At 59.8% G+C, this 25608-nt stretch carries 25 protein-coding genes; 10 read left to right on the plus strand and 15 right to left on the minus strand.

Annotation, left to right across the window (positions count from 1 at the left end):
- Positions 1-21: 21 nt before the first annotated feature.
- The gene (locus ACA046_RS31255) at positions 22-801 is read right to left on the minus strand and encodes a gamma-glutamyl-gamma-aminobutyrate hydrolase family protein (protein ID WP_497675569.1); all 780 of its coding nucleotides are present in this window, start codon (positions 799-801) and stop codon (positions 22-24) included.
- A gap of 278 nt (positions 802-1079) precedes the next feature.
- Between ACA046_RS31255 and ACA046_RS31260 the strand changes: the two genes are divergently transcribed.
- Together ACA046_RS31260 and ACA046_RS31265 are read left to right on the plus strand one after the other, a co-directional pair.
- A complete protein-coding gene (locus tag ACA046_RS31260; protein ID WP_003213894.1) occupies positions 1080-2456 on the plus strand; it encodes a glutamine synthetase family protein in 1377 nt (458 codons plus the stop codon).
- A 220-nt stretch (positions 2457-2676) separates the two neighbouring features.
- Positions 2677-3315: a TetR/AcrR family transcriptional regulator gene (locus tag ACA046_RS31265; protein WP_459024529.1), complete on the plus strand. Its 639-nt coding sequence runs from the start codon at positions 2677-2679 to the stop codon at positions 3313-3315.
- Between the two features lie 172 nt (positions 3316-3487).
- Here the strand turns inward: ACA046_RS31265 and ACA046_RS31270 are convergent, their stop codons facing one another.
- From ACA046_RS31270 to argE, 10 genes are all read right to left on the minus strand, one after another.
- Entirely contained in the window at positions 3488-3703 is a 216-nt protein-coding gene (locus tag ACA046_RS31270; RefSeq protein ID WP_003213899.1) for a TOBE domain-containing protein, read from the minus strand.
- Between the two features lie 29 nt (positions 3704-3732).
- Positions 3733-4539: an aliphatic sulfonates ABC transporter ATP-binding protein gene (gene ssuB / locus ACA046_RS31275; RefSeq protein ID WP_076013058.1), complete on the minus strand. Its 807-nt coding sequence runs from the start codon at positions 4537-4539 to the stop codon at positions 3733-3735.
- Complete coding sequence (gene ssuC / locus ACA046_RS31280) at positions 4536-5324, minus strand: aliphatic sulfonate ABC transporter permease SsuC (RefSeq protein ID WP_167664052.1); 789 nt, start codon at positions 5322-5324, stop codon at positions 4536-4538. The genes ssuB and ssuC overlap by 4 nt, the downstream gene beginning before the upstream one ends.
- A 9-nt stretch (positions 5325-5333) precedes the next feature.
- Positions 5334-6482 (minus strand): FMNH2-dependent alkanesulfonate monooxygenase, encoded by a 1149-nt coding sequence (gene ssuD, locus ACA046_RS31285; protein WP_497675570.1) that lies wholly within the window; start codon positions 6480-6482, stop codon positions 5334-5336.
- A gap of 25 nt (positions 6483-6507) precedes the next feature.
- Positions 6508-7476 carry a sulfonate ABC transporter substrate-binding protein gene (locus tag ACA046_RS31290; protein ID WP_459024533.1) on the minus strand — a complete coding sequence of 323 codons (969 nt, stop codon included), beginning with the start codon at positions 7474-7476 and terminating at the stop codon, positions 6508-6510.
- Between the two features lie 108 nt (positions 7477-7584).
- Complete coding sequence (ssuE, locus tag ACA046_RS31295) at positions 7585-8178, minus strand: NADPH-dependent FMN reductase (protein WP_459024535.1); 594 nt, start codon at positions 8176-8178, stop codon at positions 7585-7587.
- Positions 8179-8495: 317 nt separating this feature from the next.
- The gene (locus tag ACA046_RS31300) at positions 8496-9134 is read right to left on the minus strand and encodes a peroxiredoxin (RefSeq protein WP_010167863.1); all 639 of its coding nucleotides are present in this window, start codon (positions 9132-9134) and stop codon (positions 8496-8498) included.
- A 292-nt stretch (positions 9135-9426) separates the two neighbouring features.
- A complete protein-coding gene (locus ACA046_RS31305) occupies positions 9427-10785 on the minus strand; it encodes an OprD family porin (RefSeq protein ID WP_497675571.1) in 1359 nt (452 codons plus the stop codon).
- A 595-nt stretch (positions 10786-11380) separates the two neighbouring features.
- Positions 11381-12679: an amino-acid N-acetyltransferase gene (argA, locus tag ACA046_RS31310; RefSeq protein ID WP_497675572.1), complete on the minus strand. Its 1299-nt coding sequence runs from the start codon at positions 12677-12679 to the stop codon at positions 11381-11383.
- A gap of 135 nt (positions 12680-12814) precedes the next feature.
- The gene (gene argE / locus ACA046_RS31315; RefSeq protein WP_459024540.1) at positions 12815-13963 is read right to left on the minus strand and encodes an acetylornithine deacetylase; all 1149 of its coding nucleotides are present in this window, start codon (positions 13961-13963) and stop codon (positions 12815-12817) included.
- Positions 13964-14121: 158 nt separating this feature from the next.
- Here argE and ACA046_RS31320 point away from each other — a divergent pair, with 158 nt between their 5' ends.
- Entirely contained in the window at positions 14122-15489 is a 1368-nt protein-coding gene (locus ACA046_RS31320) for a CYTH domain-containing protein (protein WP_497675573.1), read from the plus strand.
- A gap of 33 nt (positions 15490-15522) precedes the next feature.
- Here the strand turns inward: ACA046_RS31320 and ACA046_RS31325 are convergent, their stop codons facing one another.
- Positions 15523-15993 carry an Lrp/AsnC family transcriptional regulator gene (locus tag ACA046_RS31325; protein WP_010167872.1) on the minus strand — a complete coding sequence of 157 codons (471 nt, stop codon included), beginning with the start codon at positions 15991-15993 and terminating at the stop codon, positions 15523-15525.
- Between the two features lie 127 nt (positions 15994-16120).
- Here ACA046_RS31325 and ACA046_RS31330 point away from each other — a divergent pair, with 127 nt between their 5' ends.
- The 7 genes from ACA046_RS31330 to ACA046_RS31360 all read left to right on the plus strand — a co-directional run bounded on the left by ACA046_RS31330 (position 16121) and on the right by ACA046_RS31360 (position 22204).
- Complete coding sequence (locus ACA046_RS31330; protein WP_459024544.1) at positions 16121-16459, plus strand: ACT-like domain-containing protein; 339 nt, start codon at positions 16121-16123, stop codon at positions 16457-16459.
- An 84-nt stretch (positions 16460-16543) separates the two neighbouring features.
- Positions 16544-18247: a GspE/PulE family protein gene (locus ACA046_RS31335; protein WP_497675574.1), complete on the plus strand. Its 1704-nt coding sequence runs from the start codon at positions 16544-16546 to the stop codon at positions 18245-18247.
- 59 nt (positions 18248-18306) lie between these two features.
- The gene (locus ACA046_RS31340; RefSeq protein ID WP_003213925.1) at positions 18307-19227 is read left to right on the plus strand and encodes an SPFH domain-containing protein; all 921 of its coding nucleotides are present in this window, start codon (positions 18307-18309) and stop codon (positions 19225-19227) included.
- Positions 19228-19237: 10 nt separating this feature from the next.
- Positions 19238-19684: an NfeD family protein gene (locus tag ACA046_RS31345; RefSeq protein ID WP_167664049.1), complete on the plus strand. Its 447-nt coding sequence runs from the start codon at positions 19238-19240 to the stop codon at positions 19682-19684.
- 69 nt (positions 19685-19753) lie between these two features.
- Positions 19754-20071 (plus strand): DUF2388 domain-containing protein, encoded by a 318-nt coding sequence (locus ACA046_RS31350; RefSeq protein ID WP_010167882.1) that lies wholly within the window; start codon positions 19754-19756, stop codon positions 20069-20071.
- A gap of 161 nt (positions 20072-20232) precedes the next feature.
- Positions 20233-20904 (plus strand): outer membrane protein, encoded by a 672-nt coding sequence (locus ACA046_RS31355; RefSeq protein ID WP_497675575.1) that lies wholly within the window; start codon positions 20233-20235, stop codon positions 20902-20904.
- 160 nt (positions 20905-21064) lie between these two features.
- Positions 21065-22204, plus strand: a complete 1140-nt coding sequence (locus ACA046_RS31360; protein ID WP_459024551.1) for a DegT/DnrJ/EryC1/StrS family aminotransferase — start codon at positions 21065-21067, stop codon at positions 22202-22204.
- Between the two features lie 42 nt (positions 22205-22246).
- Here the strand turns inward: ACA046_RS31360 and gcvH are convergent, their stop codons facing one another.
- From gcvH to ACA046_RS31375, 3 genes are all read right to left on the minus strand, one after another.
- Positions 22247-22630 (minus strand): glycine cleavage system protein GcvH, encoded by a 384-nt coding sequence (gene gcvH, locus ACA046_RS31365; protein ID WP_017476603.1) that lies wholly within the window; start codon positions 22628-22630, stop codon positions 22247-22249.
- A 51-nt stretch (positions 22631-22681) separates the two neighbouring features.
- Entirely contained in the window at positions 22682-23764 is a 1083-nt protein-coding gene (gene gcvT / locus ACA046_RS31370) for a glycine cleavage system aminomethyltransferase GcvT (RefSeq protein WP_497675576.1), read from the minus strand.
- A gap of 156 nt (positions 23765-23920) precedes the next feature.
- A complete protein-coding gene (locus tag ACA046_RS31375; protein WP_497675577.1) occupies positions 23921-25537 on the minus strand; it encodes an ABC transporter permease in 1617 nt (538 codons plus the stop codon).
- Between the last annotated feature and the right edge of the window lie 71 nt (positions 25538-25608).

The raw sequence follows: 25608 nt of genomic DNA on the forward strand, positions 1-25608 counted from the left end.
TTTCCTGACATCCATTAAAGGTCAGGCGTAAGTTGACGCAGCATCCGCGTCGCGTTGCATCACCCGCTTTCGACAAGCATTGCCAAATGCCTGGAAGATTACGAGGTAGTGCGGGTTAGAGCTTACCTGCCATTCGGGGTGCCATTGCACTCCTAAAGCAAAAGCCTTGCCCGCGGGAACCGAAAAGCCTTCGATCAGGCCGTCCGGCGCGGTGGCCTCTACCTGAAAACCCGGCGCCAGGCGATCGATGCCCTGTGAATGAATCGAGTTGACCTGGATCGTCGGCGGCAAGCCCAGGCTTGCCAATACCCCATTCGGGGAGATGGCCACTGCGTGCGCCGGGCCATACTGGATATCCAGCGGCTGGGTGTCGTCTTCGCGGTGATCCATCATGCCCGGCACTTCGTGAACGTTCTGGTGCAGGCTGCCGCCAAACGCCACGTTCATTTCCTGGAAGCCACGGCAAATCCCCAGCACCGGAACGCCTGCCGCAATCGCGGCACGCAGCAGCGGTAGCGTGGTTTGGTCCCGTGCAGAATCATGAGCAGTCCCGGGCGCGCTGGCCGGACCGTCGTATTGATAGGGTTCGATATTGGAAGGTGAGCCGGTGAAAAGAATGCCGTCCAGACCGTCAAGAATATTGGCCGGGTCGAGCACATCCGCCAGGGACGGAATAATCAACGGCAAGCCCTTGGCAGCGGTGGCCACTGCACGGACGTATTTGTCGCCACTGATGTGATAAGCATGCAGACCGACCTGTTTGGAGCAGGCGGTGACGCCGATTAACGGCAGGCGAGACATGAAGCACCCCGGTATTATTGCTGTTATGGGTTTGAATCGAGCTTAGCCTTGTTCATTTTTTTACACAACACCCCCGTAAAAAATACAACACGGCCCGCTCAAACGTGCTGGTTCCAAGAGCACCAATCCCAAAAAACCGCCCCAAAAAGCCCCAAAAAAGCCCTCAAGGCGCTTTTTTAGGGCAAAAAAGGCCTCGCTTGACTTCGGCATGCCGTTCGGGTTGACTGAAACCCGAAGAGATCAATGATTGATATTTTTAACAACAAAGGTGTTGCATCATGTCGGTACCCCCGCGTGCCGTTCAGCTTAACGAAGCGAACGCGTTCCTTAAGGATCATCCTGAGGTTCTGTACGTAGACCTTCTAATTGCGGATATGAATGGTGTGGTGCGCGGCAAGCGCATCGAACGCACCAGCCTCCACAAGGTTTACGAGAAGGGCATTAACCTGCCTGCCTCTCTATTTGCCCTGGATATCAATGGCTCAACGGTGGAAAGCACCGGCCTGGGTCTGGACATCGGTGATGCTGACCGAATCTGTTATCCAATCCCCGACACCCTGTGCAATGAACCCTGGCAAAAGCGCCCAACCGCGCAATTGCTGATGACCATGCACGAACTCGAAGGTGAACCTTTCTTCGCCGATCCTCGCGAAGTACTCCGCCAAGTTGTAAGCAAATTTGACGACCTCGGTCTGACCATCTGCGCCGCATTCGAGCTGGAGTTCTACCTGATTGACCAGGAGAACGTGAATGGCCGGCCACAACCGCCCCGCTCGCCGATCTCCGGCAAACGCCCGCACTCGACACAGGTCTACCTGATCGACGACCTCGACGAATACGTCGACTGCCTCCAGGACATTCTGGAAGGTGCAAAAGAGCAAGGCATCCCTGCCGACGCCATCGTCAAGGAAAGTGCCCCGGCGCAGTTCGAAGTGAACCTGCACCACGTTGCCGACCCTATAAAGGCCTGCGACTACGCGGTACTGCTCAAGCGCTTGATCAAGAACATCGCCTACGACCATGAGATGGACACCACGTTCATGGCCAAGCCTTACCCGGGCCAGGCAGGCAACGGCTTACACGTACACATTTCGATCCTGGACAAGGACGGCAAGAACATCTTTGCCAGCGAGGATCCCGAGCAGAACGCCGCATTGCGTCACGCGATCGGCGGTGTGCTGGAGACCCTACCCGCCCAAATGGCGTTCCTGTGCCCTAACGTCAACTCCTACCGTCGTTTCGGCGCACAGTTCTACGTGCCGAACTCGCCGTGCTGGGGCCTGGATAACCGCACCGTGGCGATTCGCGTACCGACCGGCTCGTCCGACGCCGTACGTATCGAACACCGTGTGGCCGGCGCCGACGCCAACCCTTACCTGCTGATGGCTTCGGTCCTGGCGGGCGTGCATCACGGCCTGACCAACAAGATCGAGCCTGGCGCACCCGTGGAAGGCAACAGCTACGAGCAGAACGAACAGAGCCTGCCGAACAACCTGCGCGATGCCCTGCGCGAGTTGGACGACAGCGAGGTGATGGCCAAGTACATCGATCCTAAATACATCGATATCTTCGTCGCCTGTAAGGAAAGTGAGCTGGAAGAGTTTGAGCACTCCATCTCCGACCTTGAGTACAACTGGTACCTGCATACCGTGTAAGCGGTTGCCGGGTTAAAAAGAACGCCGCAGGCTTTTGGCTTGCGGCGTTTTTTTATGCCTGTCTGTAGGGGCGGGCTTGCTCGCGAAAAACCTGAGGGCGCCGCGTTGATTCAGGATGCCCGCGTCATCGTTTACGACCATCGCGAGCAAGCTCGCTCCTACATGGTGTGGATCATGGGCTGTCTCTCGTACAATGCCCGCTGCCCTGTAGGAGACTTCAATGAATCGCCCTGCCACCCCTCGCAAACCCCGCGCCCGCAGCCAGGCCCGGATCGACGCGATCCTCGATGCCGCCCGCACTTTGCTGGCCGCCGAAGGCGTGGCCAGCCTGTCGATCTACAGCGTGGCCGAGCGGGCGCAGATTCCGCCGTCATCGGTGTACCACTTCTTCGCCAGCGTGCCTGCCTTGCTGGAGGCGCTGACCGCTGATGTCCATGCAGCCTTTCGCGCGGCCATTCAGGCGCCAATCGACCACGACTCACTCAAGCATTGGCGCGACCTGTCCTGCGTGGTGGAGCAGCGCATGCTCACCATCTACAGCAACGACGCCGCCGCCCGGCAATTGATCCTGGCCCAGCACGGGTTGACCGAAGTGACACAGGCCGACCGCCAGCACGATCTGGAGCTGGGAAACCTGATGCATGAAGTGTTCAACCGGCACTTCGAGGTGCCGAGCCTGCCCGCCGATGTCGACGTGTTTGCCCTGGCCCTGGAACTGAGCGACCGCGTCTACGCGCGCTCGGTGCATCAGCACGGGCAGATCACTCCGCGCATGGCCGAGGAAGGCATGCGGGTGTTTGATGCGTATGTGGGACTTTACCTGCCGGCGTTCTTGCCCAAGCGGGTGGCTGCGCTCTGATTTTTTGTTGCCTGTCCGGGCCTCTTCGCGAGCAAGCCCGCTCCCACATTTGACCGAGTTTTAACTTTGGAATGCGGTCGAATGTGGGAGCGGGCTTGCTCGCGAAAGCTATCTCAAGAACGACAAAAACCCCGACAGGCTTTCACCTTCGGGGTTTTGTGCGAACCATCGATCACAGCTTGGCGATCGACACCTCGGTGGATTTGACGAAGGCAATCACTTCACTGCCGATCACCAGTTCCAGCTCTTTCACCGAACGGGTGGTGATCACGGACGTGACGATGCCGGACGCGGTCTGCACGTCGATTTCCGACAGCACGTCGCCTTCGACGATTTCCTTGATGGTGCCTTTGAACTGGTTACGCACGTTGATGGCTTTAATAGTCATGGTCGTTCTTCCTGTGTAAGACAAGTGAGTTATTGAGCCCAACGCAATTGCGTAGGCAGCGGTGAAACAGGTTCGGGTTCCGGCGGGGTGCCGGGCAGCGACAACACACGGTTAAGCACTTCGGTTTCCAACGCCGCCAGGCGGTGGGAGCCACGCACCCGCGGGCGTGGGAGTTCCACGTGCAGGTCGAGGCCGATTTCGCCGTCTTCGATCAGGATCACCCGGTCGGCAATGGCCACGGCTTCGCTGACGTCGTGAGTCACCAGCAATACGGTGAAGCCGTGTTTCTGCCAGAGGTTCTCGATCAGTTGCTGCATCTCGATCCGGGTCAGGGCATCCAGGGCCCCCAGCGGTTCGTCCAGCAGCAACAGGCGTGGCTGGTGGATCAAGGCGCGGGCCAGGGCCACGCGTTGCTTCTGGCCACCGGACAACGCCGCCGGCCACTCATTGGCACGCTCGGCCAGGCCGACCGCTTCCAGCGCTTCCAACGCCTGCGGACGCCAGTTGCCCTTGAGGCCCAGCCCCACGTTGTCGATGATCTTTTTCCACGGCAGCAGGCGCGCTTCCTGGAACATCAACCGCGTGTCCTCAATCGCCTCGCTCAGCGGTGCGGAGCCGGCGAGCAATTCGCCGCCGCTGGCTTTGTCCAGGCCGGCCAGCAGACGCAGCAAGGTACTTTTGCCGCAGCCACTGCGGCCCACGACCGCAACAAATTGACCGGCTGGAATGTGCAGGTCGATTGCCTTCAGCACTTCCCGCGCGCCGAAAGCCTTGCGCAATTTGCGCACTGCCAGGGGAATGCCCCGCAGCAGGCGTGGAGGTTGTTGAGCGGTCATGCCGCACCTCCTTTATTCACTTGATAGGCCGGGTGCCAGCGCAGCCATACACGTTCCAGGCCACGCGCCGCCAGGTCTGCCAGCTTGCCGAGTACCGCGTACAGCACGATCGCCAGTACCACTACGTCGGTTTGCAGGAATTCCCGGGCGTTCATCGCCAGGTAGCCGATGCCGGAACTGGCGGAGATGGTTTCCGCAACGATCAGCGTCAACCACATAAAGCCCAACGCGAAGCGCACGCCCACCAGAATCGAAGGCAAGGCGCCCGGCAAAATCACTTGGCGAAACAGGCTGAAACCGGACAGGCCATAACTGCGGGCCATTTCCACCAACGCCGGGTCGACGTTGCGGATGCCGTGGTAAGTGTTGAGGTAGATCGGGAACAGCGTGCCGAGGGCGACCAGGAATATCTTCGCGGTCTCGTCAATCCCGAACCACAGAATCACCAGCGGGATCAGCGCCAGGTGCGGCACGTTGCGGATCATCTGCACCGAGCTGTCCAGCAGGCGTTCACCCCAGGTCGACAGGCCGGTGATAAAGCCCAGGGCCAGGCCGATGCCGCCGCCGATCACAAAGCCCAGGCCAGCACGCCAGCCGCTGATGGCCAGGTGCGTCCAGATTTCGCCGCTGCGCACCAGGCTGACGCCCGCTTCAATCACCGCGCTGGGCGCCGGCAGAATGCGCGTAGACAACCAACCGGCCGAAACGGACAACTGCCATACCGCCAGCAACAGAATCGGCAGCGCCCAGGGCGCCAATCGATGACTTAACTTTTCAAGGTTCATGGCGGCGCCTCAGCTCTGGGACGCAGCTTTGGGGAGAATGTCGTTGGCGACCATTTCGCCAAACGGGCTGACGTAGCCGGTACTTTTCGGCAGCTCGGGACGTTCGATGTCCAGGTGCGGGAACAGCAGCTCGGCCACGCGATACGACTCTTCCAGGTGTGGATAACCGGAGAAGATAAAGGTGTCGATGCCCAGGTCAGCGTATTCCTTCACCCGTGCAGCTACGGTGGGGCCATCACCTACCAAGGCAGTGCCGGCACCGCCGCGCACCAGCCCTACGCCGGCCCACAGGTTGGGGCTGACTTCCAGGTTGTCGCGGCTACCGCCGTGCAAGGCAGCCATGCGCTGCTGACCTACGGAATCGAAGCGCGACAATGAGGCCTGGGCGCGGGCGATGGTTTCATCGTCCACGTGGGAGATCAGTTTGTCGGCGGCCTGCCAGGCTTCGGCGTTGGTTTCACGCACGATCACATGCAGGCGAATGCCGAAGCGCAGGGTACGCCCGAGCTTGGCGGCCTTGGCGCGAACCTGTGCAATCTTTTCCGCCACAGCGGCCGGCGGCTCGCCCCAGGTCAGGACCATTTCCACTTGTTCAGCTGCCAGGTCCTGGGCCGCTTCGGAGGAACCCCCGAAATACAGCGGCGGACGCGGTTGCTGGATCGGCGGATAGAGCAACTTCGCGCCTTTGACGCTGATGTGCTGGCCGTCGTAATCGACGGTTTCGCCTTCCAGCACGCGGCGCCAGATGCGAGTGAATTCCACCGATGCCTGATACCGCTCTTCATGGCTCAGGAACAACCCGTCGCCGGCCAATTCTTCCGGGTCACCGCCGGTCACCAGGTTGAACAACGCGCGGCCGCCGGACAGACGATCCAGAGTTGCCGCCTGACGCGCGGCCACCGTCGGGGAAATGATCCCGGGGCGCAGCGCGACAAGGAATTTCAAACGTTGGGTCACCGGGATCAGCGACGCCGCCACCAACCACGAATCCTCGCAGGAACGGCCGGTAGGGATCAGCACCCCGCCGAAGCCAAGGCGGTCTGCCGCCTGGGCCACTTGCTGCAGGTAACCGTGATCAACGGCGCGAGCGCCTTCGGCGGTGCCAAGGTAATGGCCGTCGCCGTGGGTAGGCAGGAACCAGAAAATATTGAGGCTCATGGAGTTGTCTCCTGAAGAAGTCGGATTACGGCGCTTTGGCAACGGCGGCGGGTGGCGTCCAGATCACGTCCTTGATGTTCAAGGGTTTGGGGATCAATTTGAGTTGGTAGAAGCTGTCGGCAATTTTCTGCTGCGCGGCGACCACTTCCGGGGTCAGGAACAGCGCGCCGTAGCCCTGGCGTTTTACCGAGGTGAGAGTGATGTCGGCCGGCAAGCCCAGCAGCGGTGCAACTTGTTCGGTGACTTGCTCCGGATTGGCCTTGGACCATTCGCCCACGGCGCGCACTTCTTCCACCAGCGCCTTGATCACCTCAGGGTGTTTTTCGGCGTAAGGCTTGGTGGCCAGGTAGAACTGATGGTTGTCAGCGATGCCGGTGCCGTCACGCAGGGTGCGCGCTTGCAGTTGTTTTTCGGCGGCTGCCTGGTACGGGTCCCAGATCACCCAGGCATCGACGCTGCCACGCTCGAACGCGGCGCGGGCATCGGCGGGCGGCAGGAACACAGTCTGTACGTCGGTGTATTTCAGGCCGGCATCATCCAGGGCACGTACCAGCAGGTAGTGCACGTTGGAGCCCTTATTGAGGACGACTTTCTTGCCCTTGAGGTCTTGCACCGATTTGATCGGCGAATCTTTCGGTACCAAGATCGCTTCGCTGGTCGGCGCCGGTGGTTCGTAGGCGACGTAGAGCAGATCGGCACCGGCAGCCTGGGCAAACACTGGCGGCGTTTCACCCGTCACGCCGAAGTCGATGGAGCCGACGTTCAGTCCTTCCAGCAGTTGCGGGCCGCCGGGGAACTCCGTCCATTGCACTTGCACGCCCTGCTCGGCCAGGCGCTTTTCCAGCGAGCCCTTGGCCTTGAGCAGCACCAGGGTGCCGTATTTCTGATAGCCGATCCGCAGTGTTTCGGCGGCTTGGGCTTGAACAATGGCGCCGAACGACACAGCCGCAGCAAACAGTGCGACCAGTCCACGACGCAAGATGACAGTGCGCATGGCGCTCTCTCCAACTATACGATTAGGGGGTTGGCTGCACCTGCTTGGCCGTTGACGGCTGAGTAAGGTGAGTAGTACTTGTCGAATTCAGGTGAAGCTCGGTAAGGCTTAAATGCTCCAGCGAGCACTCAACAGACGTTCATTCAACACATTGGGATCAAGAGGTTTCGGGCGGCGGGCCATGGCGCTGTAGAACTGCTCCAGGGCCTCGCTCAAACGTTGTTCCAGCACCGGCACCAGTTGCGCCTGGGCACTGCCTTCGCCGTAGGCGATCTGGCTGTCTTCGGCGAAAATCCCGTGAAGCAATTCCTGGGCTTTCAGGGCCGACAGCACTGGCTTCAAGGCGTAGTCCACCGCGAGCATGTGGGCGATGCTGCCGCCGGTGGCCATCGGCAATACCACTTTGTGGGCCAGGGCGCGTTCGGGCAGCAGGTCAAGGATGGTTTTCAGCGCACCGGAAAACGAAGCCTTGTACACCGGCGTGGCGATCACCAGGCCATCGGCATTTGCCACTTGCTGCAGCAGGTCGATGATTTTCGGGCTGTCGAACCGCGCGTGCAGCAAGTCTTCGGCCGGGAAGTCCCGTATCTGATAACTCACCACTTCCACACCTTGTTGCTGCAACCAGTTGCGGGTGTGATCCAGCAAGACCCCGGACCGGGAACGTTGGCTGGGGCTACCACCAAGTGTTACGACCAGCATGTAGGCAATTCCTTTGGAAAGTGTCGGCGGTTCGCTATGCGGCGATGGCGCCAAGATGGGACAGACCATATCAGCCAATTTATATATCTATAAATCTTATTTTTTCATTTGTTTATTCTTTAAATGCATATACGGCTGACTAAATTCCGGGCGTAAAAAAAGGCCGTCGAAACGGCCTTAAAACCCCTGCTTTGTGAGACTTGAAATGCGATCAAGTGTGGGAGCGGGCTTGCTCGCGAAAGCGGTGTGTCACTCAAAGATGCGTCAACTGACAGTGTGCATTCGCGAGCAAGCCCGCTCCCACATTTGGTTCTGTGTTAACGATTCGGTTGAGGGGTGAGCCGCAGGTACGGCTTCACTGCGCGGTAACCCTTCGGAAAGCGCTTCTTGATCTCTTCCTCGTCCTTGAGCGACGGCACGATCACCACCTCATCGCCGTCCTGCCAGTTGGCCGGGGTGGCGACTTTGTGGCTGTCGGTCAGTTGCAGCGAGTCAATCACCCGCAGGATTTCGTGGAAGTTGCGCCCGGTGCTGGCTGGGTAGGTGATGGTCAGGCGAATCTTTTTGTTCGGATCGATCACGAACAGCGAACGCACGGTGAGGGTGTCACTGGCATTCGGGTGGATCAGGTCATACAGGTCGGAGACCTTGCGGTCAGCGTCGGCCAGGATCGGGAAGTTGACGATGGTGTTCTGGGTTTCGTTGATGTCTTCGATCCACTTGTGGTGGGAATCCACCGGGTCGACCGACAGGGCAATGGCCTTGACGCCGCGCTTGGCGAATTCGTCCTTGAGCTTGGCGGTGAAGCCCAGCTCCGTGGTGCACACCGGGGTGAAATCCGCCGGGTGGGAAAACAGCACGCCCCAGCTATCGCCCAGCCACTCGTGGAAGCGAATCTTGCCGGCGCTGGAATCCTGTTCAAAGTCGGGGGCGATGTCGCCCAGTCTGAGGCTCATGGTGTGGCTCCTGATGAGTGCTTATGGAGCCCACTGTGCCTGTGTCGCGGATTATTTAAAAAGAATAAATATCGATTTATCTAGACGATAAAGGAATATTAAAAATCTGTTCATTGGACTTGGCAACAGGCGTGGATCAACATCCGCTTCAAGGTTCGAGAAGGCCTTGAGACGCTGTACAAAGAGGGGATTCAGGAAGGGCTTGCGGGGGTTGAGCCCGACTTGAAAAGTAAAACACCTTGCCCGGCATTGCGCCGGGCAAGGATTACAGCCTTACAACAGCTTTACGCTACTAGAACAGTGGCAGCGAGTAGCTGACGATCAGACGGTTTTCGTCTTGGTCACGTGCAGAAGCAACATCGGTACGCCACATTGCGTTTTTCCAGGCGACGCCCAGGTTTTTCAGTGGGCCTTCCGGGATCACGTAGGCAATAGTGATGTCACGCTCCCACTCGGACTGACCAGTGAACTCAGCGCGGCTACCGTTTACCGTGTCGATATCAGTACCTTTGAGGTACACGACACCTGCAGTCAGACCAGGTACGCCGACCTTGGCGAAGTCATAGGCGTAACGAGCTTGCCAGGTACGCTCGCCGGCGCGGGCGAACTTCTGGATCTGCATGTCAGTGGTGAGGTAGGCAGACGAACCGTCACCTTGGTTCAACCAAGGGAAGTCACTGCTACCGTTGCTGACTTGGTAACCGCCACCAAAGGTATGACCAGCAACGGTGTAAAGGAACAGCCCGCTGTACAGGTTGTTGTCGACTTTGCCTTTACCCGATGCAACGCCACTGTAGTTACCGCTGGAGTAGTAGGCAGGGGTATTGCCGTTTTTACCATCGTCAGAGCTGTTGAAATAACGCAGGTCAGACTTCAGTACGCCCGGGCCGATCGCCCAGTTGTGGGTCAGACCCAGGAAGTGCTGCTTGTAGAAGTCTTCCAGGTTGCCGTAGTAGTACTGGGCCGTCAGGTCTTTGGTGAGCTTGTAGTCACCACCGGCGTAGTAGAACTTGTTAACGAACCTGCCTGCGTTGTAGTTGGAGCTACCGTTGGCACCGCCAATCGACAGGTTTTCGTTATTGCTGGAGTTACGACCCTTGGCTTTTTCAACCTGACCAGCAACCAAGGTCAGATCCTTGATGTCGTTGGTAGTGATCTGGCCACCCTGGAAGGTCTGCGGCAGCAGACGACCATCGTTGGTCACAATAACTGGCAGCTTAGGTTGCAGGGTGCCCAGTTTCAGTTCGGTCTGGGAGATCTTGACCTTGCCGGTCACGCCCAGGCTGGCGAAATCATTGACAGCCTCGTTGCCATCGCTTGGGAATACAGTACCGCCCGAAAGCGTACCGTTGTAGTTCCCGTGTTCAGCGCGGCTGGAATCCAGGCGAACGCCGTACAGGCCGATAGCGTCAACACCAAACTGCACAGTACCTTGGGTGTAACCCGAGATGAAACGCAGGTCGAAGCCTTGGCCCCATTCCGCGTTTTTGCTGTGGCTGGTAGCTGTATCAGCGCCATTACGGTTATCGGTGTTGATGTAAAAGTTACGTGCGCTCAGTGTGGCGTGGCTGTCTTCGATGAAACCTGCGGCGCCTGCTTGTTGAGCGATTGCCCCCAAAGCTACGGCCAACGCCAATGTTGACTTCTTCATGTACCGCTCCTCTCATTTCTAATTTTTGTATTTCTTAGGTCTCGGGTCTGACGCCCTTGATCCACAGATGCGCGATTAGCGCCGGATAGTGACTGACAAGTCAATCGTAACCTTGTGTGTCTACTACTTTCGTCTAACCGCAGTTGATTTGGTCCCTGCAGGGTAATGAGTTTTTCATACACCCAAAAAGAATTGTTTCATTCTTTTTCATACGATTCAGGAATAAGACTTTCCATGGGGCAGTCAAGCCGTTGAGGCAGTACCGCTCCATAAGGTTGTTCCTGAAGAGTATGTCTCTGCGTTTTTTTAGATCGTTTTGTGTTGACCAAATGGGGTCATACGTCACTCACGATCAAAAACGCGACGCCATCATGGCCAAATGCACATCATTCCGTCAATTTGTTACAGTTTTTGTATCGATGAAACTTTTCTGCCGTCCCGCTAATGCACCTCACCGTACCTGGCGATAATGTCACTTTGATGTCAGTTGTGTGGATAATTCTGCAAACCCGGCGAGTGGCATCATTGCACCCGGCCCGGATGCAAGACTCGCCAAAGTGACAGGCGAGAGGATTGCCCCCTCGCCGCTTCAGGCTTACAACACCTTTTCGAAGATCTTCGAATTACGCTGATAGTTGTACAACGACGCCCGCGCCGACGGCAGGCGGTCGACCGTACTCGGTACAAAACCACGCTCGCGAAACCAGTGGGCCGTACGGGTGGTCAGCACGAACAACGTCTTCAAACCCTGGGCCCGGGCACGGGTCTCGATACGCTCCAGCAGCTCATCACCGCGACCGCCATGACGGTACTCCGGGTTCACGGCCAGGCACGCCAGCTCGCCTGCGTCTGAGTCGGCGATCTGATACAGCGCCGCACAGGCGATGATCATGCCTTCACGTTCCACCACGCTGAACTGCTCGATTTCCCGCTCCAGCACCTCCCGGGAACGGCGCACCAGAATCCCCTGCTCTTCGAGCGGGCTGATCAGGTCCAGCAGACCGCCAACATCTTCAATCGCCGCTTCGCGCACCAGCTCAAACTGTTCCTGGGCCACCAGCGTACCGCCGCCGTCCCGGGTGAACAGCTCGGTCAGCAAGGCACCGTCTTCGGCATAACTGACAATATGGCTGCGGCCTACGCCGCCACGGCACGCCTCGGCTGCCGCGTCCAACAGTTCGGCCTGGTAGTTGTTGCCCAAGCGCTGCAGGTGCGCGGGCACCTGTTGCGGCCGCAGTTCACGCACCAGGCGGCCGTGTTCGTCGATCAGGCCGAGGTCGGCGCCGAACAACAGCAGCTTGTCAGCGCCAAGGTCGATGGCGGCGCGGGTGGCGACGTCTTCGCAGGCGAGGTTGAAGATTTCACCAGTGGGCGAGTAACCCAACGGCGACAGCAGCACGATGGAGCGCTCGTCCAACAGGCGGTTGATACCCTTGCGGTCGACGCGGCGCACTTCGCCGGTGTGGTGATAGTCGACGCCTTCAAGCACACCGATCGGGCGCGCCGTCACCAGGTTGCCGCTGGCCACCCGCAGGCGCGAGCCCTGCATCGGCGAAGACGCCATGTCCATCGACAACCGCGCTTCAATGGCGATACGCAGATGGCCGACCGCGTCGATCACACACTCCAGGGTCGCGGCATCGGTGATGCGCAAGCCTTCATGGTAAGCCGGGGTCAGGCCGCGGGCGGCGAGGCGGGTTTCGATTTGCGGACGCGAACCGTGGACCAGCACCAGGCGCACGCCCAGGCTGTGGAGCAGCACCAGGTCGTGGACGATATTGCCGAAGTTCGGATGTTCCACACCATCGCCCGGCAGCATGACCACAAAGGTGCAGTCGCGGTGGGCATTGATGTAAGGCGAAGCGTGACGAAGCCAATTGACGTATTCGGGCATAAAACCTGGGCCTGTAATAAAAAGCAGCCAAAAAGGGATGAATCATGAAAACGCACAGCGGGCTGTTGGTTATCGTCGGAACAGGCTTGGCGACACGCTCGCTCTCCTTCTATGTACGGATGGGCAGGGGTTAATTTATGCTGGTGTCAGGCAGTAATGTTGAATCAGTTCCCGCAATAGACGCACTGTAGGCGTCAAGCGTGACATTTCAAGGTACTCGCCGGGCTGGTGGGCGCAGGCGATATCGCCAGGGCCGAGCACCAGGGTCTCGCAACCAAGGCGCTGAAGATAAGGCGCTTCGGTGCCGAACGCTACTGCTTCGGCGCGATGACCGGTAAGTCGTTCAGCCACCCGCACCAACTCGGCATCCTCGGCCTGCTCGAACGGCGGCACTTCGGGGAACAACGGCGCGTAGTCGATCTTCACCTTATGCCGCTCGGCCAGGGGTTCAAGCTTCTGCCGGATGGCCGCGCGCAGTACCTGGGGATCCATGCCGGGCAAGGGCCGCAGGTCGAATTCCAGGGAGCATTGGCCGCAAATGCGGTTGGGGTTATCGCCGCCGTGAATGCAGCCGAAGTTCATGGTCGGTTGCGGCACACTGAACTGCGGGTTGCGGTATTCGCGCTGCCAGGCCAGGCGCAGGCCACGCAGTTCGCCGATGGCGTCGTGCATGGCTTCGAGCGCGCTGTGGCCCAGGCTTGGATCCGACGAATGGCCGCTGCGCCCGAGAATATCGATGCGCTCCATCATCACGCCTTTGTGCAGGCGGATGGGTTTGAGGCCCGTCGGCTCGCCGATCACCGCCGCGCGACCTAAAGGACGGCCCGCCTCGGCCAGCGCACGGGCGCCGGCCATGGAGCTTTCTTCATCGCAGGTGGCAAGGATCAGCAGCGGTTGCTTGAAGGCTTGGTCCAGCAACGGCTGGACGGCTTCGATCACCAGGGCGAAAAAACCTTTCATGTCACAGCTGCCCAGTCCTACCCAGCGGCCGTCGACTTCCGTCAGCTTCAGCGGATCGGTCTGCCATAGCGCGCCGTCGTACGGCACGGTGTCGCTATGCCCCGCCAACACCAGGCCGCCGGGGCCCGTGCCGAAACTGGCCAGCAGATTGAATTTGCCGGGGCTGACCTGCTGGATATCGCAGGCAAAGCCCAGATCCCCCAGCCAGGTAGCGAGCAAATCGATCACCGGGCGGTTGGATTGGTCGAGAGAAGCCTGGGTACAACTAACCGAAGGCGCGGCAATCAGCGCGGCGAATTGTTCTTTCATGGACGGTAAAGGCATGCGCTGTCTCTCAACTTCCCGGATGAACCCCATCATAGAGCCATCTGCACGACACAATAAACCGTTGCGGCGCGTTGCCGGGCTCAGTCCTGTACACTGCACGGCCTTGGCAGCCACTCATTTCCCCGGCTGCGCTCCCGATCCTGGATTTTCCGGCCATGCAGAAAGAAACCGAAATCAAGCTCCGCGTCAGCCGCGAAACCCTCGCCGCGCTGCGTGAGCACCCGTTACTGAAAAAACGCAACAAAAGTGGCTGGGAACGCCGTGAGTTGATGAACCAGTACTTCGACACCCCGGAACGCGACCTGGCCCAGGCCAAAGTGGCCCTGCGCCTGCGCAAAGACGGCGACGAAGTGATCCAGACCCTCAAGACCCGTGGCCAGAGCGTTGCCGGCTTGTCGGAACGCAATGAGTACAACTGGGACCTGGCCAAAGCCAAGCTCGACGTGAAGAAGCTCGACGGCGAATGCTGGCCAGAGCAACTGGCCGAGCTGGACAAAAAGACCCTCAAGCCGATCTTCACCACCGATTTCGTTCGCGAACGCGCCGAAATTGCCTGGGGCCGCGGCAAGGCCAAGGTGGTGATCGAAGCCGCCCTGGACCTCGGCCACGTGGTCGCCGGCAAGCAGAAAGAAGAAATCTGCGAACTGGAACTGGAACTGCGCGAAGGCGACCCGGCCGCCCTGCTGGAGCTGGCCGCTGAACTGGCCGCAACCCTGGCCCTGATGCCGTGCGATATCAGCAAGGCTGAGCGTGGCTATCGCCTGTTCGACGCCAACAGCTATTCCCTGAGCTTGCCAGCGCCGGTGCTGCACGCTGAAATGCCGCTGGACGACGCGTTTGCCGCCGTCATGTGGCACCTGTTGGGCAGCAGCCAGCGCCTGGCCGAGCAATACCGTTTCAATGGCCACTGGCGTCTGCTGCAAGACTGGGTAGAAAACCTCGACGAACTGCGTGCCCTGCTCGGCAGCCTCGGCCAGGCCGCGCCACGCCAATCCACCAGCGAACTGCGCGCCGCACTGGACGCCTTGCTGGAAGACTGGCGCCCGCTGGTGCAGGCGGGTGACGACGATGAAGACATCCGCAAGGCCGCGCCAGAACAGTTCGCTGAAGAACTGGAAGACGTGCGCTGGGGCCTCTTCTCGCTGACCACTTCCCGCTGGCTGCTGGCCCGTACCTGGACAGCGGAGCGCAACGTACGTGGCAATCGCCAGGGCGCTGCACAGCTCGCCAACTGGCTGCCGCGCCTGCTGGCCGACGACGCCGTCGCCCTGCAACTGCCGCGCTACCAGCAACAGCCGGAAGACCTGGCCGAGCAACTGCCGCGTATCGAACGCATCCTGGCCTGGCTGCACCATGCACGCCAAGTGCTGGATATCGCCGAGCTGGACCGTTTGTATGGCGAGCTGAACAAGCTGGCGCACCTGGCCAACCAGCCGATCACCGATGAGTCGCTGGATGCGCGGATGCATCAGGCGATTGCGGTTTATCAGAATCGCGCCTGGAAGACCCTGCTGCGTCTGTAAACCCTGTGGCGAGGGAGCCTGCCTCCCTCGCCTTCAGCGCAACACCGGCAAACTCGTGGTGGACTTGATCTCCGACAAGGCCACTATCGAGTTGACCTCCTGAATCCCCGGCACCATCGAGAGTTTTTCGAAGAAAAACCGCTCATACGCTTCAATGTCCGACGTGACAATCCGCAGTAAAAAGTCCACCGCCCCCATCAGCACATAACATTCCAGCACTTCCGGAAAACCGCGAATCGCCTCGGTGAATTCAGTGAAGTTGGAACGGCCATGGGCGTTGAGTTTCACCTCGGCAAAGATCTGCGTGTTGAGGCCGATTTTTTTGCGGTCCAGCAGGGTGACCTGGCCGCGAATCACACCCTCCTCTTTCAGCCGCTGAATCCTGCGCCAGCACGGCGACTGCGACAGGCCGACCTGCTCGGCAATCTGCGCGCTGGAGAGCGAAGCGTCTTCCTGCAACAGCGCCAGGATGCGCCGGTCGTACACGTCCAACTCACTGTGCATAGAAATACCCATTAATCGTACTTTACGGAATTTAATGAGTCTCTTATAAGCCAATACGGGCTTTTTTAGATAAGAAATCTCCTGCGCCGCATGTAAAAATTTCTCCAGTCGAATCCGGAGAATCATCATGCACGTCGTCGAATCCGCCAGCCCCGCCCCACGCGTCGATGCCTGGGCCGTCAGCAATGCTCACTGCCAGGCGCACTATCAAATCCTCGCCGAGGCTGAACCCGATGTGTTGTGCAGGGTGCTCAACTATTTTGCCCTGCAGTTCCTGGTTCCTCGCGAGGTGAACGTGCAGCGCGAAGACGACCTGTTGGCGATCGATATCGTGATGGACGGCCTGAGCTGGCATCGGGCCCAAGTGATCGGCGAAAAACTTCGTAACCTGATCAGTGTGTGCTCGCTGGAACTGCAACCGGCTGATGCGGCGCGGCCTCTGGCGGTGCAGGCGGCCAGTCAGTAAAAGCCTGCAACAAACCCCGGAAGCCGAAGCGCAACGGGTGACTAGCCTGAGGACTACGCCTATCCGTTGCCCAGGAACGTCATCATGTCCGTTGCGCCAAACACCCAGGATCGCTGGCTGGAAATCCATCAGTTATTGCCTGCCCTGATCGACCAGGGCCTGGTGCCTGCCAACCTGACCGTTCCGGCGAACAGCGAGCTGCATCCCCTGGAATGCATTGCCAGCCACGGGCCGTCCCTGGAAATCCTGACCGAATGGCTCGCCCGTCACTGCGGGCAGCCCTACCTGCGTATCGACCCGTTGAAAATCGATGTCGCCGCAGTGGTGCCGCTGATGTCATACGCCTTTGCCCAGCGGCACAGGATCCTCGCGGTGGCGGTCGACGGCGGCAGCGTTACAGTCGCCAGCGCCCAGCCCTACGTGACCAGCTGGGAAGCTGGCCTGGCCCAAGTGTTGAAACGCTCCATCAAGCGCGTGGTGGCCAACCCCGAGGATATTCAGCGCTGCACCGTAGAGTTTTATCGGCTGGCGAAATCGGTCAGCGGCGCTATTGATCAAAAAACGTCCAGCGCTACCAACATTGAGCAACTCCTCAACCTTGGCGCCAGCGACCAGGAACCCGACGCCAATGACGCGCACATCGTCAATATCGTCGACTGGCTGTTGCAGTACGCCTTCGGCCAACGGGCCAGTGATATCCATATCGAACCCGGTCGCGACCAGGGCCGCGTGCGTTTTCGCATTGATGGGCTGCTGCACGACGTCTATCAATTCCCGTCCCAAGTGACGATGGCAGTGGTCAGCCGCCTGAAAAGTCTCGGGCGGATGAACGTGGCGGAAAAACGCAAACCCCAGGACGGCCGGGTGAAGACCAAAAGCCCGGCGGGCGGTGAAGTGGAACTGCGCCTGTCGACCTTGCCCACGGCCTTCGGCGAAAAGCTGGTGATGCGAATTTTCGATCCTCAGGTGCTGCACAAGGATTTCCAGCAACTGGGGCTCTCCGACGACGACCTGCAACGCTGGCAATCCATGACCGTCCAGGCCAACGGCATCATCCTGGTCACCGGGCCCACCGGTTCGGGCAAGACCAGCACCCTCTACACCACGCTCAAGCAACTGGCCACCCGCGAGGTCAACCTGTGCACCGTCGAAGACCCGATCGAGATGGTCGAGCCGGCCTTCAACCAGATGCAGGTCCAACCCAACATCGACCTGACCTTCGCCAGCGGCATCCGTGCCCTGATGCGCCAGGATCCGGACATCATCATGATCGGCGAGATTCGCGACCTGGAAACCGCAGAAATGGCGATCCAGGCCGCCCTGACCGGGCACCTGGTGCTGTCGACGCTGCACACCAACGATGCACCCGGCGCCATCAGTCGCTTGCTGGAACTGGGCATTCCTCATTACCTGATCAATGCGACATTGCTGGGAGTGATGGCCCAGCGTCTGGTGCGTCTGTTGTGCCCGCACTGCAAGCAGCCTGCCGGGCAGGTCTATCAGGCCGTGGGTTGTGGGGAATGTCGGGGAAGTGGTTATCGAGGACGGGCCGGGATCTACGAGATCATGCTGATGAACGACCGCCTCAAGGCTCTGATCACCCCGGGCACCGACCTCCAGGCCTTGCGCCACGCGGCCCTTGACCAAGGCATGTGCAGCTTGCGGTCTGCCGGTACGCGCAAGGTAATGGCAGGGCTGACGACGAAGGAAGAGGTGCTGCGGGTGACGCCTGGGGATTCAGAAACAAATCCTTTGATTGATGGGCCGGTAAACCGTTCTTATCCGTGACAACACCGTTACAATCGGAAAAACCTCGCTTTACCGCCCACACCAGACAAGGAATCGTTATGCAGATCGGAACCGTACTGCTTCTTTTTGTAGGCTTGGCCGTCGCCATACTGTTCATGGGCTTCAAGGTCGTTCCGCAGGGTTACCAGTGGACGGTCGAGCGCTTCGGCCGCTACACCAACACCCTCAAGCCGGGCCTGAACATCATTATCCCGGTCATGGACCGTATCGGTCGCAAGATCAACGTGATGGAAAGCGTGCTGGATATTCCACCCCAGGAAGTCATCACCGCCGACAACGCCACGGTGCAGATCGACGCCGTGTGCTTCTTCCAGGTGGTCAATACCGCCCAGGCCGCCTACGAGGTGAACAACCTCGAACACGCCATCCGCAACCTGCTGCAAACCAACATCCGTACTGTGCTCGGCTCCATGGAGCTGGATGCAATGCTCAGCCAGCGTGACGGCATCAACGAAAAACTGCTGCGCACCGTCGACGAAGCCACCGCACCGTGGGGCATCAAGATCACCCGGATCGAGATCAAGGACATCAGCCCGCCTGCCGACCTGATGGCCGCCATGTCCGGCCAGATGAAGGCCGAGCGGATCAAGCGTGCACAGATCCTCGAAGCCGAAGGCCTGCGAGCCTCCGCGATCCTGACCGCCGAAGGCAAGAAGCAGGCGCAGATTCTTGAGGCCGAAGGTGGTCGTCAGGCGGCGTTCCTGGAATCCGAAGCCCGTGAGCGTCAGGCCGAAGCTGAAGCCCGCGCCACTCAAGTGGTATCGGAGGCGATCGCCACCGGTAACGTGCAGGCCATCAACTACTTTGTCGCCCAGAAATACATCGACGCACTGGGCAAGCTGGCCTCGGCCAACAACAGCAAGGTGATCCTGATGCCGCTGGAAGCCAGCCAGGTGATTGGCGCCGTCGGTGGTATCGGCGAGATCGTCAAGGCAACCTTCGACAACAAGAAAGCCTGAGGCACGCGCCATGTGGGAATTCCTGCAGCACCTGTCGTTTTGGGACTGGCTGGCACTGGGCACGGTGCTGTTGATCCTTGAAGTGTTCGGTGCCGGCGGTTATCTGCTGTGGATGGGCATCGCCGCGGCAGCCGTGGGCGTGATCAAATTCCTGATCCCGAGCCTGGGCCTCGAATGGCAACTGCTGCTGTTCGCGGTGTTATCGATCCTGACGGCGGTGTACTGGTGGCGACGCCAGCGCAGCAGCGCCAAGGTCAGCGACCAGCCGGGGTTGAACATGCGCGGTTCGGAGCTGATCGGCCGCACCTTTGTGGTGCATCAAGCCATTATCGAGGGCCGAGGCAAGATCAAGGTGGGCGACGGTGTCTGGATGGCTTCCGGGCCTGACGCGCCGGTTGGGGCACACGTACGTGTCACTGGTCAGGAAGGTGTGATTCTGCAGGTTGAAACTGTTTAGTCATCCATGGAACTCGACTGCGCTATCTACAATCAAACTGTTCAGATAACCCAGTCGGAGTCACCCATCATGCGTCTAAAATATGCTGTCGCAACCCTCGCTGTGCTTTCCCTTCCTGTCGGTTCAGCCATGGCCGACAGCTTCTGGCGTAATGTCATCTCATCGGGTGCCACCACCGGCTCGACGTACCTGACCTTCAAGGACCACAAAATGGTGGTCGCCGCCCAGGACGACGCCGGTAGCTTCGTCGCCAGCGACGGCAGCATCCGTGGCCCGTACCTGGAAGCTGCGATGCAGAAGGTGCGCGCTGATAACCCTGGCCTCAAGGCCACGGACATGGACCTGGCCAACGCGATCCTGGCGAAAAACGCCATTGCTTCCGAGTAATACCGCCGCATAAAAAATGCCGCTCTTCGAGAGCGGCATTTTTTTGCCCCGCCTTCCTACACCCGACGCTGACGATTCAGGATTTGATCAGGAAAAGTCCTGTCGAGCGGCCCGCCCCCCCAGCAACAAGCTATCGATTCCCTTTTAAATCAAGTGAATCGATGACCATGCAAAAACTCTCCTGCGCCCTGCTGTTTGCCGCGATCGTCACCCCTTACGCCCAGGCAGAAGGTTGGTACGGGTCGGCAAAGCTCAACAGCGCCCGGCAGAATCTCTCAAGCTCACTGTTGACCAGCCCGCGCGTGACCCACCGGGTAGAAGCGCCAGACAACAGCAAGACATTCACCGGTTCATTTGCCGTGGGTTATGCCTTGGCTGATGGCTGGCGCGTTGAAGGTGAATACACCATGCCCAGCCAATCGAACTACAAATCCCGTTGGGCACCGTTCAATCCCAACGTCAACAGCCTGCAGACCGACAGCCAGCGCTTGATGCTCAACGGTTATAAAAATATCCCGATCAACGAGTGGCTGTCGTTCTACGGCATGGCAGGGGTGGGCCTGGCCCAAATTGACGCCAATGGCTATCAGACCGACGAAACCCGTCGCTTCGCCAGCCATCGCCAACACAACTTCGCCTACAGCGTGGGCCTGGGGCTGGATGCCAAGGTCAGCAAAACCCTGACCCTGGGCACCGGCTGGCGTTACGTGGACATGGGCAGGATCGAAACCGGCTACAACACGTTCGCAAACCGGATAAATGCCCTGGACGAACAGCTCAAAGGCAAGCTCAAGGAACAGAATGTGTTTCTTGAGGCACGCGTCGCCTTCTGACACCGATGCTGAAAATGCCGCTCCCAAGGCGGCATTTTTGTTTAAGGGGGGGGACGATTCATTCACAGACGACAGGCTATATTCAGTCGAGCCGTGCAACTATGCCCGGCATTGATATGCTTTTTTCTCATTGCCTTCTGAAACGGATGCCTTCAACGTCATGAGCCAACTGCCCTTTCTGCCGTTCTCCAAGCCCACCATTGATGAAGCCACCATCTCGGCGGTAGGCGATGTACTGCGCTCCGGCTGGATCACCAGCGGGCCGAAAGTGCAGGCGTTCGAAGCGCAGTTGTCGGAATACTTTGGCGGGCGCCCGGTGCGCACCTTCAACTCGGGCACTTGCACTATGGAGATCGCCTTGCGCATCGCCGGTATCGGCCCTGGAGATGAAGTCATCACCACCCCGATTTCGTGGGTCGCCACGGCCAACGTGATTCTGGAAGTCGGCGCCACGCCGGTGTTCGCTGATATCGACCCGGTTACCCGCAATATCGACCTGGCCCAGGTGGAAGCCGCAATCACGCCGCGCACCAAGGCGATCATCCCGGTGTACCTGGCCGGTCTGCCACTGGACATGCCATTGCTCTACGCGCTGGCCAACAAGTACAACCTGCGCATCGTCGAAGACGCCGCCCAGGCCTTGGGCTCCAGCTGGGATGGCCAGCGCATCGGTGCTACCGGCGATTTCGTGTCGTTCAGCTTCCAGGCGAACAAGAACATCACGTCATCCGAAGGCGGCTGCCTGGTGTTGAACAACGCTGAAGAAGCGCGCCTGGCGGAAAAATATCGCCTGCAAGGCGTGACCCGCACCGGCTTCGACGGCCTGGACGTGGATGTACTCGGCGGCAAGTTCAACATGACCGACATCGCAGCGGCCATCGGCCTGGGCCAATTCGCCCATATCGAGAAGATCACTGCCCATCGCCAGGAGCTGGCGCGGCACTATTTCGAATGTTTCGGCAGTGATTTTGAAGAAAAGTACGGCGCGCAATTGCCACCGGCAGACTTCGAAAACAGCAACTGGCACCTGTTCCAACTGGTACTGCCGGAGCGCCAGGACGGGTTGCCGGCACGCGCCACGTTCATGGAGCAGATGCAGGCCCACGGCGTCGGCATTGGCTATCACTACCCGCCGATCCACCTGCTGAGCTTGTACAAGGCGCAGGGATTCAAGGAAGGCATGTTCCCGGTAGCGGAAAAAGTGGGGCGTTTGATTGTGTCGTTGCCGATGTTCACGGCGATGACGAAGGCGGATGTAGAGCGTTCGGTAGCGGCAGTCAAAGCGGTATTGAAGCGCTGATAAAACCTTTGCGGGAGCCGATTGCCGGCTCCCGCAGCAGGATCACTCGCCGATGGCAGCCTTGTAACCGGCAGCGTCCAGCAGCTTGTCCAACTCAGCCGGGTTGCTTGGCTTGAGCTTGAAGATCCAGGCGCCATAAGGGTCGGAGTTCAACAGCTCTGGCTCACCGCTCAAGGCGTCGTTCACCGCGATCACTTCGCCAGCAATTGGCGAGTAGATATCTGAAGCGGCCTTAACCGATTCAACTACACCCGCCTGCTGAGTCGCCTCAAATACGTTGCCGACTTCGGTCAACTCGACGAACACCACATCCCCCAATGCTTCCTGGGCATGGTCCGAGATCCCGACGGTCACGGTGCCGTCAGCTTCCAGACGGGCCCATTCGTGACTTTCGGCAAAACGCAGGTCGGCAGGGATATCGCTCATAGTCTGTGTCCTCAAGAAAAAATGTCAGCGGCCATTGGCCCGCCGGAAAAGTTAAATCAATGTTTTGCCATGACGCACGAAGGTCGGTTTGACCACCCGAACCGGGTACCACTTGCCGCGGATTTCCACCTCGGCCCGGTCAGCAGTCGCCGACGGCACACGCGCCAGGGCAATGGATTTGCTTAGCGTAGGAGAGAAACTACCACTGGTGATCTCTCCTTCGCCAACATTGACGATACGAACCACCTGATGAGCGCGTAAAACCCCGCGCTCCTCCAGTACCAGGCCGACCAGCTTGGACTTCACGCCCGCAGCCTTTTCGGCTTCCAGGGCGGCGCGGCCGATGAAATCGCGCTCGGCCGGCTCCCAGGCGATGCTCCAGGCCATGTTGGCTGCCAGGGGCGAAACGTCCTGATGAATATCCTGACCGTAGAGGTTCATCCCGGCCTCAAGGCGTAGCGTGTCGCGGGCGCCGAGGCCGATGGGCGAAATACCTGCGCCGACCAGATCGTTGAAAAATGCCGGGGCCTGGTTGGCCGGAAGGACAATTTCCAGGCCGTCTTCACCGGTATAACCGGTGCGCGCAATAAACCAGTCGCCGTCGGCAAAACCTTCAAAGGGCTTGAGCTGGTGAATCAAGGTGGCGCGTGATTGGGTGACCAGTTCGGCAATCTTTTGCCGGGCATGGGGGCCCTGAATAGCGAGCATGGCCAATTCGGGCCGCTCGTGGATCTGGGCCTGGAAGCTGCCGAGCCGGGCCTGCATCCAGGCCATGTCCTGGTCGCGGGTGGCAGCGTTGACCACCAGCCGGTAACCGGTCTCGGTGCGGTACACGATCATGTCGTCCACCACGCCGCCCTGCTCATTGAGCATGGCGCTGTACAACGCACGGCCGCAGCCGTGCAGTCGGTCAACATCATTGGCCAGCAGATGCTGAAGCCATTCCTTGGCCTGGGGGCCTTTGATATCGATCACGGTCATATGGGATACATCAAACACCCCGCAGTCGCGTCGCACCTGATGGTGTTCCTCAACCTGCGAGCCGTAGTGCAAAGGCATATCCCAACCGCCAAAATCGACCATTTTCGCGCCAAGGGCGAGATGCAGGTCATACAGAGGCGTGCGCTGTCCCATGGGTTTCTCCTTCCGGGCGTGGCGAAGGTGCGGACGGTCGCCGTTCGGGCCGCACGCCTTGAAATACAAGGCCTGTAGCCGCGTTCAGCAACCCGATCTGAAAGATCGACCGCACCGAATGCCGCGCATTGTAGCCTCATGCCGTAGGACTGGCACCTAACCGATTCGTCTCGCCGAACGTCGGATCAACCCGATGACCGGTAACAGGCCCACCAACACCAGGGTCAAGGCCGGCAGCGAAGCCCGCGCCCACTCCCCTTCACTGGTCATCTCGAAAATCCGAACCGCCAGTGTGTCCCAGCCGAACGGGCGCATCAGCAGGGTGGCGGGCATTTCCTTGAGCACATCGACAAACACCAGCAACGCCGCGCTCAGGGTGCCCGGCAGCAAAAGCGGCAGATACACTTTGCAAAACAGTCGCGGCCCGCTGACGCCCAGGCTGCGGGCAGCTTCCGGCAAGGACGGACGGATTCGCGCCAGGCTGTTTTCCAGCGGCCCGTAGGCCACCGCAATGAAGCGCACCAGATACGCCAGCAGCAAGGCCGACAAACTGCCCAGTAGCAGCGGCTTGCCGGCGCCACCCAGCCAGCCTGATACCGGGATCACCAACTCACGATCCAGGTAGCTGAACGCCAACATGATCGACACCGCCAGCACCGAGCCCGGCAGCGCGTAACCCACGTTGGCCAGGCTGATGCCGGAGCGGATGGCCCGGGTGGGCGCCAAACGATGGGCGAACGCCAGCACCAGGGCCACGCTGACGGTGATCAGCGCCGCCATGCCACCCAGGTAGAGGGTATGGACGATCAAGCCGGCGTAGCGCTCGTCCAGATCAAAGCGGCCCCGCTGCCAGAACCAGGCCACCAGTTGCAGCATCGGAATCACGAACGCGCAGGCGAATACCAATCCGCACCAACCGCTGGCCAACGCCGCCTTGAACCCGTGCAGGTGGTACAGCGCCTTGCCGCGAGGTCGCTCGTTGCTGGGTCGGCTGGCGCCCCGGGCGCGGCGCTCGCCGTACAACACCAGCATCACCACCAGCAGCAACAGGCTGGCCAGTTGCGCGGCACTGGAGAGGCTGAAAAAGCCATACCAGGTCTTGTAGATGGCGGTGGTAAAGGTGTCGAAGTTGAACACCGAGACGGCGCCAAAATCTGCCAAAGTCTCCATCAACGCCAGGGCCACACCCGCACCGATGGCCGGGCGCGCCATGGGCAAGGCCACACGCCAGAACGCTTGCCACGGTGACTGACCCAAAACCCGCGCCGCTTCCATCAGGCCTTTGCCCTGGGCGAGAAACGCGGTGCGCGCCAACAGGTAGACGTAGGGGTAGAACACCAGCACCAGCACGATGATCACGTCGCTGGTGGACCGAACGCGAGGCAGGCGCAGCCCCGTGCCGAACCATTCGCGCAGCAGGGTTTGCACCGGACCGGAGAAGTCCAGCAAGCCAACGAAGACGAAGGCGAGCACATAGGCAGGAATCGCGAAAGGCAGCATCAACGCCCAGTCCAGCCAGCGCCGGCCGGGGAATTCGCAGAGGCTGGTCAGCCAGGCCAGGCTGACACCCAGCAGCGTAACGCCCACACCGACGCCCAGCACCAGGGTCAAGGTGTTGCCCAGCAGGCGTGGCATCTGGGTTTCCCACAGGTGGGACCAGATCTGGTGATCGATGCTCTGCCACGACAGCAACAGCACGCTCAGCGGCAGCAGCACCAGGGCGGCGACGGTGAAGACCGGCAGGTACCAGCGGCGTTGGGAGGGATGGGCCAAAGGTTAATTCTCAGAGAATGAATAGCTTGAAGCCACCGCTAACCAATGTGGGAGCGGGCTTGCTCGCGAAA

Source organism: Pseudomonas sp. LBUM1641 (assembly GCF_059716235.1).